The sequence below is a fragment of the Nocardia sp. CA-129566 genome (assembly GCF_050956075.1).
Classification (GTDB): Bacteria; Actinomycetota; Actinomycetes; order Mycobacteriales; family Mycobacteriaceae; genus Nocardia.
The window spans coordinates 7,648,891-7,661,196 of the sequence record NZ_CP192085.1 but is presented as its reverse complement, the minus strand read 5'-3'; the positions used below and the strand labels follow the sequence as shown (position 1 = coordinate 7,661,196).

The 12,306-nt window shown below is 65.9% G+C and carries 13 protein-coding genes; 11 read left to right on the top strand and 2 right to left on the bottom strand.

Translation table 11 applies throughout. The annotated features are described in order from the left end of the window. Positions 1 to 7: 7 nt before the first annotated feature. The 9 genes from ACQP0C_RS33945 to ACQP0C_RS33905 all read left to right on the top strand — a co-directional run bounded on the left by ACQP0C_RS33945 (position 8) and on the right by ACQP0C_RS33905 (position 7,822). A complete protein-coding gene (locus ACQP0C_RS33945; protein WP_433726690.1) occupies positions 8 to 127 on the top strand; it encodes a DUF6893 family small protein in 120 nt (39 codons plus the stop codon). A gap of 62 nt (positions 128 to 189) precedes the next feature. Next, complete coding sequence (locus tag ACQP0C_RS33940) at positions 190 to 666, top strand: hydrogenase maturation protease (RefSeq protein WP_433726688.1); 477 nt, start codon at positions 190 to 192, stop codon at positions 664 to 666. A 3-nt stretch (positions 667 to 669) separates the two neighbouring features. Beyond that, positions 670 to 912: a HypC/HybG/HupF family hydrogenase formation chaperone gene (locus tag ACQP0C_RS33935; RefSeq protein WP_433726686.1), complete on the top strand. Its 243-nt coding sequence runs from the start codon at positions 670 to 672 to the stop codon at positions 910 to 912. Beyond that, complete coding sequence (gene hypF / locus ACQP0C_RS33930; RefSeq protein ID WP_433726685.1) at positions 909 to 3,233, top strand: carbamoyltransferase HypF; 2,325 nt, start codon at positions 909 to 911, stop codon at positions 3,231 to 3,233. Before ACQP0C_RS33935 ends, hypF begins: the two co-directional genes overlap by 4 nt. An 18-nt stretch (positions 3,234 to 3,251) precedes the next feature. Further along, the gene (locus ACQP0C_RS33925; protein WP_433726683.1) at positions 3,252 to 3,575 is read left to right on the top strand and encodes a HypC/HybG/HupF family hydrogenase formation chaperone; all 324 of its coding nucleotides are present in this window, start codon (positions 3,252 to 3,254) and stop codon (positions 3,573 to 3,575) included. Further along, positions 3,575 to 4,687 (top strand): hydrogenase formation protein HypD, encoded by a 1,113-nt coding sequence (hypD, locus tag ACQP0C_RS33920; protein ID WP_433726681.1) that lies wholly within the window; start codon positions 3,575 to 3,577, stop codon positions 4,685 to 4,687. The genes ACQP0C_RS33925 and hypD overlap by 1 nt, the downstream gene beginning before the upstream one ends. Beyond that, a complete protein-coding gene (gene hypE / locus ACQP0C_RS33915; RefSeq protein WP_433726679.1) occupies positions 4,680 to 5,765 on the top strand; it encodes a hydrogenase expression/formation protein HypE in 1,086 nt (361 codons plus the stop codon). Before hypD ends, hypE begins: the two co-directional genes overlap by 8 nt. Before the next feature lie 44 nt (positions 5,766 to 5,809). Further along, positions 5,810 to 6,547: a DUF6390 family protein gene (locus ACQP0C_RS33910; RefSeq protein ID WP_433734728.1), complete on the top strand. Its 738-nt coding sequence runs from the start codon at positions 5,810 to 5,812 to the stop codon at positions 6,545 to 6,547. A 159-nt stretch (positions 6,548 to 6,706) separates the two neighbouring features. Continuing rightward, positions 6,707 to 7,822 (top strand): HoxN/HupN/NixA family nickel/cobalt transporter, encoded by a 1,116-nt coding sequence (locus ACQP0C_RS33905; RefSeq protein ID WP_433726677.1) that lies wholly within the window; start codon positions 6,707 to 6,709, stop codon positions 7,820 to 7,822. 49 nt (positions 7,823 to 7,871) lie between these two features. Here the strand turns inward: ACQP0C_RS33905 and ACQP0C_RS33900 are convergent, their stop codons facing one another. Together ACQP0C_RS33900 and ACQP0C_RS33895 are read right to left on the bottom strand one after the other, a co-directional pair. Beyond that, positions 7,872 to 9,239, bottom strand: a complete 1,368-nt coding sequence (locus ACQP0C_RS33900; protein WP_433726675.1) for a cryptochrome/photolyase family protein — start codon at positions 9,237 to 9,239, stop codon at positions 7,872 to 7,874. After that, on the bottom strand, positions 9,236 to 9,856 hold the full coding sequence (locus ACQP0C_RS33895) for a lipocalin family protein (RefSeq protein ID WP_433726673.1): 621 nt from the start codon (positions 9,854 to 9,856) through the stop codon (positions 9,236 to 9,238). The genes ACQP0C_RS33900 and ACQP0C_RS33895 overlap by 4 nt, the downstream gene beginning before the upstream one ends. Before the next feature lie 228 nt (positions 9,857 to 10,084). On the opposite strand from ACQP0C_RS33895, the gene ACQP0C_RS33890 reads away from it, so the two are divergent. Both ACQP0C_RS33890 and ACQP0C_RS33885 read left to right on the top strand, forming a co-directional pair. Beyond that, positions 10,085 to 10,948, top strand: a complete 864-nt coding sequence (locus tag ACQP0C_RS33890) for a MerR family transcriptional regulator (RefSeq protein ID WP_433726671.1) — start codon at positions 10,085 to 10,087, stop codon at positions 10,946 to 10,948. A gap of 271 nt (positions 10,949 to 11,219) precedes the next feature. Continuing rightward, the gene (locus ACQP0C_RS33885) at positions 11,220 to 12,041 is read left to right on the top strand and encodes an alpha/beta fold hydrolase (protein WP_433726669.1); all 822 of its coding nucleotides are present in this window, start codon (positions 11,220 to 11,222) and stop codon (positions 12,039 to 12,041) included. Positions 12,042 to 12,306 lie beyond the last annotated feature (265 nt).

Here is a 12,306-nt window from a genome sequence, read left to right as displayed (position 1 = left end):
GGTCGATATGGAAACGATCGGAGTGATCGCGACCGTCGTCGTCGCTGTGGTCGTGGCTGGATGCGCGGTCGTCGGGCTGCGGTCCATACCGGACCTGCGGCGGTATCTCCGGATTCGCCATATGTGAGGCGGGTGTCGACCGATGTGAAATGCCGGTGACGCACTGTCGCCGGCCGACAGACAGGGGTGATGGGCACGGCACAAGTACTGGTCGCGGGTGTAGGCAATATCTTTCTCGGCGACGACGGGTTCGGGCCCGCCGTGGTTCGACAGCTGTCGTCCGGCGGTGGGAACGGCGTGCATTTCATCGACTACGGCATCCGCGGCGTGCATCTGGCCTATGACCTGCTCAACGGATGGGACGCGTTGGTGCTCGTGGACGCGATTCCGGATCGGGGTGCGCCCGGCCGGATCGAGGTGTTCCACATCGAGCCGGACGAGGGCGCGAGCACGCACTTCGACGGGCACGCGATGAATCCCGAAGCCGTCTTCGAGACGGTCCTGGCGCTGGGCGGCACCATGCCGCCCACCGTCGTGGTGGGCTGTCAGGTCGAATCCGTTGCCGAGGGGATCGGATTGACCGCCGCGGTAGCGGCGGCCGTACCCCACGCGATCATCGCGATCGACACCGTGGTGGCGGACCTGCTCGATCGACAGGAGGTGTGAGCCATGTGCCTCGGGATCCCCGGTCGGGTCATCGAGATCGTCGACGGCTACCACGATCAGATCGCGCTCGTGGATGTGTCGGGTGCGCACAGACAGGTGAATGTCGGGATACTGCAGGACGATCCGGCGCGCCCCGGCGACTGGGTGATCATCCATATGGGCTTCGCGGTGGAGAAGACCGACGAAGCGGGGGCGGCCGCGGCGCTGGACGGGCTGCGGCTGCTCGGGCACGGGGACCTGGCATGAACCGACGTATTCGGTGGCAGGTGGAAGTCCGAGGTGTGGTCCAGGGCGTCGGATTCCGGCCCTTCGTGTACACCACCGCCGCCGAATTGTCCTTGACCGGTCGGGTGTCCAACGACAGCGGCGGGGTGATCATCGAAATCGAAGGCAGGCCGGCGGATCTGGACGAATTCGTGAGCCGGATTCGTCTCCGGCCGCCGCCGCTCGCGGTGATCGAATCCGTCGAGCACACCGAGATCCCGGTGCGCGGCGGGACCGGTTTCCATATCGCCGACACCACAATTCGCGGCGGCAGCCGGACACTGGCCTCGCCCGACGTCGCGATCTGCGCGGACTGTGCGGCCGAGCTGCGCGATCCGGGCAATCGGCGGTACCGCCATCCGTTTGTCAATTGCACCAACTGCGGTCCGCGGTTCACGATTATCGCCAGCCTGCCCTACGACCGCGAGCGAACCTCGATGGCCGAGTTCGCGATGTGCGAGCGCTGTGCCCGCGAATACCGCGATCCCCGTGACCGGCGCTTCCATGCGCAGCCGATCGCCTGTCCGGATTGCGGTCCGACCCTGTCCTATACCGGTCCGGGTGCTGGTGATCCGCTGGTTGCGGCGCGTGATCTGTTGCGCTCCGGCGGAATTCTCGCGGTGAAAGGGATCGGCGGCTACCACCTCGCGTGCGACGCGGGGAACGAGGCCGCCGTCGCCGAGCTGCGTCGCCGGAAGCGGCGCGGCGATAAGCCTTTCGCCGTCATGGTGCCCGATCTGCCGACCGCGCGGTCGATCGTGGAGGTGCGCGAGACGGCCGCCGCGCTGTTGACCAGCCCCGCTCGGCCGATTGTGCTGTTGCCACGCCGCCGTGGTGCGCGGGACGAGATACCTTGTGCGCCTGAATTCGCAACTCCAGCGGAATCGGTGGCACCGCGCAACCCGGACCTCGGTGTCATGCTCGCCTACACACCACTGCATCTGCTGCTGTTCGGATTGCCCGGCGACGCGCCCGGCCCCCAGGTGCTGGTGATGACATCGGGAAATCTGGGTGGTGAACCGATCTGCTACGACGACGGCGACGCGCTGGCGCGGCTCGCGGGTCTGGCCGATGGGTGGCTCTCGCACAACCGTCGCATCCTGGTGCCCTGCGACGATTCGGTGGTGCGGCTGGTCGATGACGGTGAGCTGCCCGTCCGGCGATCCCGCGGCTACGCGCCGCTGCCGCTGGCGTTGCCCATGCCGGTGCCGCCGACACTCGCGGTCGGCGCCGATCTGAAGAACACCTGTGCGGTTGCGGACGGACGTTATGCCTGGTTGAGCCAGCACATCGGCGATATGGACGACCTGGCCACCCTGCGGGCGTTCACCGATGCCGAGCGCCATCTCGAGGAGCTGACCGGAGTGCGTCCCGGCCAATTGGCGGCGGACGCGCACCCGCGCTACCGGTCGACCGCCTGGGCCGAACAGCATGCCGCCGGGCGTCCGGTGCGGACGGTACAGCATCATCACGCCCATATCGCGGCGGTGATGGGCGAGCACGGGCTGGATCCGGCCGCCGCCGTCCTCGGAATAGCCTTCGACGGTACGGGATTCGGGCCGGACGGTGCGATCTGGGGAGGTGAAGTCCTCGCCGCGGGCTACAAGGGCTATCGCCGACTTGCACATCTGCGATATGTGCCGCTGGCGGGTGGGGATATCAGTGTGCGCCGACCGTATCGCATGGCACTTTCGCATCTGCGGGCCGCGGGTATCGAGTGGGCCGAGGACATCCCGGCGGTGCGAGCGTGCCCAGTTGCCGAACGGGGGGTGCTCGCGCATCAGTTCGACACGGGATTCGGCTGTGTGCCGACTTCGAGCATGGGGCGATTGTTCGACGCGGTGTCCTCGCTGGTCGGCGTGCGCCACGAGGTGGACTACGAGGCGCAGGCCGCGATCGAACTGGAGGCGATCGCGCGTGGCGTGGATCCCGGTACGGTCCGGTACCGGTTCGCGATCCCGTCACCCGGTGCCGCGGATTCGACCTCCGATATCGCCTCGATCGATGCGGCATCGGTGATCGCCGCGGTGATCACCGATGTGCGAGAGGGTGTTCCGGCGGGTGTGATCGCAGCGCGCTTTCATGCCGCCGTCGCTCACCTGGTGCTGGAACTGGCCACCGCATTCGCCGCGTCGTCGGTGCCGGTCGCGCTGTCCGGTGGCGTGTTCCAGAACGCCGATTTGCTCTCTCGCACTCGGATACTACTGCGGGACAACGGATTTCATGTCATAAGCCATCGCAGACTGCCACCCAACGACGGCGGTCTCGCGTTCGGTCAGCTACTCGCCATCGGCGCGGGTTGAGCGGAAGGAGAGGCGATCATGTGCTTGGCGGTCCCGGGAAAGGTGCTCAGCCTGCACGAGCGTGATGGCACGTTGATGTCGGTGGTCGACTTCGGCGGTGTCCACAAGGATGTGTGCCTGCAATACATCCCCGACGCGGCGGTGGGTGACTATGTCGTCGTCCACGTCGGCTTCGCGATCCAGCGGCTCGATGAGCAGTCGGCGCTGCAGACCCTGTCCGAATTCGAACGGCTCGGGGTGCTGAAGGAGGAGTTCGGCGATGGATTCGCCATCGCCGCGGCGCAGGCCGGTCTCGAGAATCCGGAAGCCACCGAACAGCAACGCGACCCGGAGGTGACATAGTGAAATACCTTGATGAATTCAGCAATCCAGAACTCGCGAAGGTCCTGCTCGACCGCATCCGGGCGGTGACAACCAGGCGCTGGGCGATTATGGAAGTGTGTGGCGGGCAAACACATTCGATCATTCGCCACGGTATCGACCAGCTTCTGCCCGATCAGATCGAGATGATCCACGGTCCCGGCTGCCCGGTGTGCGTCACACCGCTCGATGTGATCGATAAGGCGCTCGAGATCGCCGCCCGGCCCGGGGTGATCTTCTGCTCCTTCGGCGATATGCTGCGCGTTCCCGGCAGCACGAAGGATCTGTTCCGCGTCAAGAGCGAGGGCGGCGACGTCCGGGTGGTCTATTCACCCCTGGACGCGCTGGAGTTGGCGCGGGCGAATCCCGACCGCCAGGTGGTGTTCTTCGGCATCGGTTTCGAGACCACCGCACCCGCCAATGCGATGACCGTGTACCAGGCGAAACGACTCGGTGTGCAGAATTTTTCGCTGCTGGTCTCCCATGTGCTGGTACCGCCAGCCATCGCCGCGATCATGGAATCGCCGACCTGCCGGGTACAGGCATTCCTCGCCGCGGGGCACGTGTGCACCGTGATGGGAACCGGCGAGTACCCACCGTTGGCCGAGAAGTACCGGGTTCCGGTGGTGGTCACCGGATTCGAGCCGCTCGATATTCTCGAGGGCATCCGGCGCACCGTGATCCAGCTGGAGGCCGGGCGTCACGAGGTGGAGAACGCCTATCCGCGTGCCGTCGCCGCCGCCGGTAACCCGGCGGCCAAGGCGATGCTGGAGGACGTTTTCGAGGTCACCGACCGGGGCTGGCGAGGGATCGGCGTCATCCCGCGCAGCGGCTGGCGGCTCTCGGAGCGTTACCGCGACTACGACGCGGAGCAACGGTTCGCAGTCGGCCACATGAGTACCGCGGAATCCTCGATCTGCCGATCCGGCGAGGTATTGCAGGGCCTCATCAAACCGCACGAATGCGCCGCATTCGGCAAGCAGTGCACGCCGCGAAACCCGCTGGGCGCCACCATGGTGTCCTCGGAGGGCGCCTGCGCGGCCTACTACCTCTACCGGCGGCTGGACCTGCCCGCGGAGGTCGCTCATGCATGAGGAGGCCGAAGTGTCGGCGACACCGCCGGTCATCGACATGGACGGCTGGGTCTGCCCGATGCCGCTGCGGGATTCACCGAATATCGTGATGGGCCACGGCGGCGGTGGGGCGATGTCGGGCGAACTCATCGAGCACCTGTTCCTGCCCGCATTCGGTGCGGCGTCGGAGACCGGGCTCGCAGATTCCGCCGTGATCACCGTCGGCGCAACCAAGTTGGCCTTCACCACCGATTCGTTCGTGGTGAAACCTATGGTATTTCCGGGCGGTTCGATCGGTGAGCTCGCCGTCAACGGCACGGTCAACGATCTGGCCATGGTGGGCGCGCGCCCGGCAGCGCTGTCGACAGCATTCATTCTCGAAGAAGGCACCGCTCTGGTCGATATCGCCCGCATCGCGGCGGCGATGGGCACCGCCGCATTGGGCGCCGATGTGAAACTGGTGACCGGTGACACCAAGGTGGTCGATGCGGGCCACGGTGACGGGGTCTATATCAATACGGCCGGAATCGGCGTGGTCGACGACGGCGTGGATATCCGTCCGGAGCGGGCTCGGCCCGGTGACGTGGTGATCGTCAGCGGAGAGATCGGTCTGCACGGTGTTGCCGTGTTGAGCTGCCGCGAAGGACTCGAATTCGGAACCACTGTGTTCAGCGACACCGCCCCCCTCAATGGACTGGTCGCCGCGATGATCGCCACCGGAGCGGATGTGCACGTGCTGCGCGACCCCACGCGCGGCGGCGTGGCGGCCACCCTGAACGAGATCGCACGAGTCGCGAAAGTCGGTGTCGCACTGGATGAGCGGACGATCCCGGTACCCGCCGAGGTCCGCGACGCCTGCGCACTGCTCGGCCTCGACCCGATGTATGTCGCCAATGAGGGCAAGTTGATCGCGTTCGTGCCGCAACAGGATGCCGATCGGGTGCTCGCCGTGATGCGCGAGCATCCACTCGGTGCCCGCAGCGCCGCGATCGGGGTCTGCGTCGAAGAGCATCCCGGCATGGTCGTCGCCAGGACGGCACTGGGCGGCACGCGCGTGGTCGATCTGCCAGCGGGTGAACAGCTACCGCGAATCTGTTGAAGACGGGCAATTCCCCGTGAGGCGGAGGTACTGGCATCGTTGATATCGAGTCGACGCGTGTCGACGGCACCGATATGTTCGTCCGCTACGCCAACGCGCCCAATGCGCTCGGGTTCTGTGGTCCAGCGGATGCGGAGCTGCGCGGCGGGGCGCGGCAGGCTGTGCGCGCGGCGGCGCAGAAGTTCTCCGGCGCGTGGCCGTATCTGCAGGTGATGTCCAAACTGACCGGAATCGACGATCCATTGGACGGTCGTCTCGTCGAGTCGTATTGGCTGGGCGGCGGTGTCGGCGCCGACTTGGACGCGGCGGAGTTCGCCGCCGAACTCTTGGCCGTCATCGGCCCGGTCGCCGGGCACTATTGGGCGCACCTGACTCCCGACCTGGCCGGCGAGGCGGCGGCCAATCACTGTTTCCACGTCTTCGGTGTCTACCCGTGGAGCCGATTGCTCGGTAAGGGTAACGACGAACACCCCGTGTATGTCCTCGACAGCTGCCGCATCACCTGGGGAAAGGTGCTCGCCGCAGCGGATTCCGAGGTCGTGGTCCGCTGTCGCCATCTCAGCTGGGACGGCACCCGGCTCGCGCTGTCGGCTCCGGCGCCGCGACGGGTCGCCGTGTGGCACAACGGCTATTCGGCGATGCCGGACGTGGCCGTCGGCGACATCGTCGCGCTGCATTGGGATCAGCTGTGCGGCCGCCTGCGCCCGCAACAGGTCCGTCACCTGGCCGCGACCACAATCCGCCAGTTGCGTGTCACAAATGAACGACTGGGCCGACGCTGAGACGCGACAGCGAACGCGCTCGCCCCGGCGGGCCCGACACCTGGTATCGGCGCACGCGATGGCTACGAACTCGATAAATTTCTTGCCTATCGCACCGCATGTGTCGGCCACCGGGCTATCGTCGAATTCGCTGGGTTCGTGTGGGAGAGGACAGAATTCATGGTGATCACTCTCTCCGATCGAGTAGTTTCGCGTTACCGCCTCGTCCGGGACGCGTTGACCCCGCAAGAGTGGTTTCGGGCCGCGGCGATGGTCGGCGTGATCGTTGCTCTGCATCTTGTCGGCTGGATCACCTTGGTCGTCTTCGTCGCCCCACAGCACTTCGGCGTCGGCGGGCAGACACTGGGTATCGGGGTCGGATTGACCGCATACACCCTCGGACTGCGCCATGCCTTCGACGCCGATCATATTTCCGCCATCGACAACACCACCCGCAAATTGATGAGTGACGGGCAGCGGCCGCTGTCGGTGGGCTTCTTCTTCTCCCTCGGCCACTCCACCGTTGTCTTCGGACTCGCGTTGTTGCTATCGATCGGCGTCAAGGCGATCGTGGGGCCGGTCGAAGACGATTCCTCTGCGTTGCACCATTACACCGGACTGATCGGAACATCGGTCTCCGGTACGTTTCTCTATCTCATCGCGTTCATCAACATCGTCGTTCTCGTGGGCATTCTTCGCGTATTCCGGAGTATGCGGACCGGTGAATACGATGAGGCCGCTCTCGAGCACCAACTCGCCAATAGGGGTTTCCTGAACCGCTTCTTCGGCGGTGCGATGAAGTCCATCACCGAGCCGTGGCAGATATATCCGATCGGTGTCCTGTTCGGCCTGGGATTCGATACCGCCACCGAGGTCGCCCTCCTCGTGCTCGCGGGCACCGGTGCGGCCGCGGGGTTGCCGTGGTACGCGATCCTTTGCCTGCCGATCCTGTTCGCCGCCGGAATGAGCCTGCTCGACACTCTCGACGGATCGTTCATGAATTTCGCCTATGGGTGGGCTTTAGCGAAACCGGTTCGCAAGGTCTACTACAACCTCACGGTCACCGCGCTATCGGTGGCGGTGGCAGTGATCGTCGGCACCATCGAACTGCTCGGCCTGCTGGCCGAACAGATGGACTGGAGCGGCGGCATCTGGGATGTCGTCGGCGGCGTGGACCTCAATATCGTCGGCTTCGCGATCGTTGCGCTTTTTGCCCTGACCTGGGCGATCGCATTGCTGGTCTGGCGCTTCGGTCGGATCGAGGAGAAGTGGGTGGCGCCACCGAGCCAGCTCTAGGACCCTCGCTCAACCCGGCGCTTCGTCGGGTGTTGCCGGTTCCTGTGCCTCACATGCCCGCGAATTCGCAGATCGGCGCGGGATATGTTGCGTTGTCGATGTGCTGGCGCCACGGCCGGTGGATCGACGCGCCGGGCAGTGCGGCGAGTTCGGGCACCCAACGACGCACATACTCGCCCTCGGGATCGAATCGGATGGCCTGCCGCAGGGGATTGAGGGTGCGGTTGGGTCGGGTATCGGTGCCGGTCCCCGCGACCCACTGCCAGTTGAGCTGATTGTTGGCGAGGTCGGCGTCGACCAGCCAGCGGAGGAAGTGACGGGCACCCACCCGCCAGTCGATGCCCAATGACTTCGTCAGGAAGCTCGCGGCGATCAGCCGGGCGCGACCGGGCATCCACCCCTGGGCGAGCAGTTGGCGCATTCCGGCGTCGACTACGGGGATTCCGGTGCGACCCTGCTGCCATGCCGTGACCGCATCCGGATCCGCGCGCCAGACCACAGCCCGCGATCGATAGTCGTGCCAGGCGGCGCGCGGCCTGGCCGCCAGTAACTGGTGATGAAAGTCCCGCCACGCCAATTGTCTGGCGAACGCGAGGCCGCCGACCGTCGACAGGTCTGTCGCTTCCAGAACCTGCACCGGCGACAGACAGCCGAAATGCAGATACGGCGACAGGTGGGATGTGGCATCGGCGTCGAGCGCGTCACCGCGGCGGTCGTAGTCGCTGATCGATGTGGAAACCCACTCGCGCAACAGTTTCCGTCCCGTCGTCGCACCACCGACCGAAAGCAGCGGGGACGTGGGCCCGGGGCATAGGTCATCGGCGACGGGCAGCCGATCGCCGGCCACCGGCGGGGTACTGAGCAGCCGGGGTCGGGGCAGCGTATCGCGGCGATATTCGTCGACCCAGCGCCGGAAGTACGGTGTGAAGACCGCGAAGTGGTCACGTTCACCGGCCGGGCGCAGGGCCCCGGGAGCGGCGGCGGTGATCGAGGTGTCGTAGGTATGCACAGCGCAGTCGCGGCGCGCGAGCCGGGTCCGCAATCGCTCGGTGCGGCGGACACTGTAGGCGCTGACGTCTGCGGCCACATGGACGCTGTCCGCGTCTATCTCGTCGGCGACGCGATCGGTTTCGGTCACCGTATCGCCCCGCCTGATCACCAGATGGCCACCGAGAGAGCGTAATTCGGTATCCAGCTCGGATAGCGCCGCGGCCAGGAAGCGCGCGCGGTTCGGGGCGCCGAAGCGCGCAAGGATGTGCTCGTCGACAACGAACAACGGGACCACCGCGGCACCCGCGCGCCGGGCGGCGATCAGGACCGGATTGTCGTCGACCCGCAGGTCACGGGTGAACACCGCGATGGCAGTCCCGGCTCGGGTGGACGAGGTCGCGTCGAAGGTGCCCCGGCGCTGGGTCATCGGGTACACAGTGGCGCGATGTCGCTGAGCCCGCCCGTCGTAGGCGAGGTCAGGTACAGACACGGACTTTGACCCATCGCGGTGATAGCGGCGCGCACGTGATTCCACGTCTCGGGATCGAACGCCACCTCCCGGGACAGCACGAATCCGGACGCCCGGGTCGGGTCGGTCACCAGGGCCCACGAATAGTCGGGACCCAGTGCGGTGACGATGTAATTGGTCGGACCGTACCGCTGGTCCTGACCGGGTACGGCGGGGAAGCCGACATGGAGCTGCGCGCCGGTTTGCCGGTCGTTGACCGTTGCCGTGCCGTGGATTTCATTCAACCCGCCGTTCCAGGTCACGCACGAGTTGTGCACGGCGACGTCCCCGCGTTCGTCCAAGTGATACTCGGCCACGGTGTCGCGCGCACAGGCGAGGTTGAACACCTGCGGAACGGCGGCCAATTGATGCCAGATGCCCAGGTAGCGCCCGAGATCCAGCTGCGGCACCGGAGTCGGGTCGGGACTCGCCGTGGCAACACCCGACGTCGACACCGCTGCCGCCGCGGCGACCAACCCGGCTGCCATGAAGGCGGTGCGCCGGGGCCCTATTGTCCGGGCGGTGCGTGAGGTCATGCCGAAACTCCTCGCATCTCGGCCCCCGAACTTCACCGTACCATCATTCGATGCATAATTGATGCAATCCAGAGCGACTCCTTTCTTGCAATCGGAGAGGACACGTGACACCGAGCGACGCACTACACGCGCACGATGCAGTGATGCGCACCGTTCTTCCGGGGCGCTCGCGAGCATTGGCGGAGGATGTCCCGGGTTCTGGGGTCGCGGACAGGCACAATTAGGCCCATGTCCGCCGGTCCCGTTCCCATGCCCGATGCGGCCGGATATACGGTCCGCACGGTGGCCGACCGCCTTGGGATTCCGACTGCCACGCTGCGCAGCTGGAACCGCCGCTACCAGATCGGCCCGATCCGGCATCAGCCCGGTAGGCATCGCCTCTACCGTGAATCCGATATCGCCGTACTCGAACAGATGCTCGCCCTCATCCGCACCGGCCTGAGCCCGGCCGGCGCGGCCGCCGCGGTGACCGGGCGGCAGCACGCACCCGCGCGCGGCGACTGGGAACCACTGGTCGAGGCCGCATTCACGCTGGATACGCCGACGCTGTCGGCCATGCTCACCGCGCATCTGGACGCCTATGGGGTCATCGACACCTGGGAACTGTTGTGTCGCCCGGCCTTCGCCGCGATCGTCGCCCGCCAACTCGGCGGTGAGGGTTGCGTCGACGTCGAGCATCTGCTGTCCTGGTCGATCACGGCGGTGCTGCACAGACACGCCACGCCCGCCACCCCGGCGAATGCGCGGGCCGTTGTCCTGGCGTGTACGAGCGGCGAGACCCACGCACTTCCTCTCGAAGCCCTCCGCGCGGCGCTGGCCGAACGCGGAGTCACCGCTCGGATGCTCGGCGCCAACGTGCCCGCCGACGCCATCGCCGACACACTCGCCCGCACGGGTCTCCCCGCCGACGTAGTGCTGTGGTCCCAACAGGAATCCACCGCGCTGACTTCCGCGATCCGCGCCTGCGAAGCCGCCGACGCGCGGGTATTCGTCGGCGGCCCCGGCTGGGACGCGGTCATCCTGCCGATCGCCGCCATCCGAATTGCCGGACTCGCCGAAGCCGCTGACCGGATCGCCACGCCACCAGCCTGACGGCTGTATCGCCATCCACGCAGCGATGTCCATCACCACAAACGATGCAGAATCGGTGCATCCATAGTTGGCGTCAATTTTTGAACTCAGGAGCGCCACGCGCGATGTCGCGGGGTGCCGAAGCATGCGTGCAGTGTGTGCTCTGATTGCGGCCGATCAGCGTCCTGCGCTACCGCGAATTACCTCTGAAGTAATCGATTTCGATACCCGGCGGCCATAGCGTGGGCTAACGGAACACACGCTCACGCAGCCAGCAGGAAGTCGGAATACCATGCCGCACATCACCGTCAGCGACAATGTCGATCTGTACTACCGCGATTGGGGTGCGGGCGCGCCGGTACTGTTCACGCACACCTGGGCACTGAGCTCGGCTATGTGGCAATACCAGGCGACGCAGCTGGCCGGACAGGGGCTGCGGTGCATCACCTACGATCGCCGCGGTCACGGTCGCTCTGATCAGCCTTGGGACGGATACGATCTCGATACCCTCGCCGACGATCTCGCCACCGTGATCGAACGCCTCGACCTGCACGAGGTCACCCTCGTCGGGCATTCGACCGGAACCGCGGAGGTCGTGCGTTACCTCGCGCGACACGGTTCGCACCGTGTCGCCAAGATCGCATTGGTCTCCTCGGCGCTGCCGTTCATGCTGCAGACGCCGGACAACCCGGACGGAATTCCCATGGCCGCGTGGGAGGAAATGCGGGCACAGTGGCGCGTCGATTTCCCGGCCTGGGTTCATGAGGTGGCCGACCCGCTGTTCGCGGTCGATTCGCCGGAGAACTCGATCTCCCGGGCACTTGTCGAATGGTCCGTAGCCGACAGCAACGCGGTGTCGGTCAAGGCCATGCTGGACCTCAGCCACGCGGTGGCAGAGACGGACCACCGAGCAGACCTACGCCGCATCGACGTTCCAGCACTGGTGATCCACGGCGGAGCAGACGGATTCAACCCGGTGCAACTGTGCGGAGAGGCCACCGCCGATCTCATCCCCGACAGCCGCTTGAAGGTATACGAAAACGCGCCACACGGTCTGTACCTCACCCACATGGACCAACTCACCGCCGACCTGCTCGAGTTCATCAAGAGCTGAGCCGCACAGCCGATCTCGTGCCAGTGCGAACAACGACACGTTCGAGTGCGAGCCACCGCTCGATGCACTGATCCACTGACGATGCGTTGAGCGCAACCACATCGGTAACCACAGCAAGATCTGAGCGTGATCGGAACCGAACTGCACGAGGTCCAGCTGCCGGGCCTTCGGGCAATCGACTCGATCCGATCGGAGGAGATGACGGCGTACCGGTCTCGACTACGGAGCGAGCGAAAGCATCGAACCTCCTACACCGCAACGCCAT

Excerpts from the sequence above, each read along its gene's own strand:
- ACQP0C_RS33945 (WP_433726690.1), top strand. The coding sequence starts at position 8 with ATGGAAACGATCGGAGTGATCGCGACCGTCGTCGTCGCTGTGGTCGTG.
- ACQP0C_RS33940 (WP_433726688.1), top strand. The coding sequence starts at position 190 with ATGGGCACGGCACAAGTACTGGTCGCGGGTGTAGGCAATATCTTTCTC.
- ACQP0C_RS33935 (WP_433726686.1), top strand. The coding sequence starts at position 670 with ATGTGCCTCGGGATCCCCGGTCGGGTCATCGAGATCGTCGACGGCTAC.
- hypF (WP_433726685.1), top strand. The coding sequence starts at position 909 with ATGAACCGACGTATTCGGTGGCAGGTGGAAGTCCGAGGTGTGGTCCAG.
- ACQP0C_RS33925 (WP_433726683.1), top strand. The coding sequence starts at position 3,252 with ATGTGCTTGGCGGTCCCGGGAAAGGTGCTCAGCCTGCACGAGCGTGAT.
- hypE (WP_433726679.1), top strand. The coding sequence starts at position 4,680 with ATGCATGAGGAGGCCGAAGTGTCGGCGACACCGCCGGTCATCGACATG.
- ACQP0C_RS33905 (WP_433726677.1), top strand. The coding sequence starts at position 6,707 with ATGGTGATCACTCTCTCCGATCGAGTAGTTTCGCGTTACCGCCTCGTC.
- ACQP0C_RS33900 (WP_433726675.1), bottom strand. The coding sequence starts at position 9,239 with ATGACCCAGCGCCGGGGCACCTTCGACGCGACCTCGTCCACCCGAGCC.
- ACQP0C_RS33895 (WP_433726673.1), bottom strand. The coding sequence starts at position 9,856 with ATGACCTCACGCACCGCCCGGACAATAGGGCCCCGGCGCACCGCCTTC.
- ACQP0C_RS33890 (WP_433726671.1), top strand. The coding sequence starts at position 10,085 with ATGTCCGCCGGTCCCGTTCCCATGCCCGATGCGGCCGGATATACGGTC.
- ACQP0C_RS33885 (WP_433726669.1), top strand. The coding sequence starts at position 11,220 with ATGCCGCACATCACCGTCAGCGACAATGTCGATCTGTACTACCGCGAT.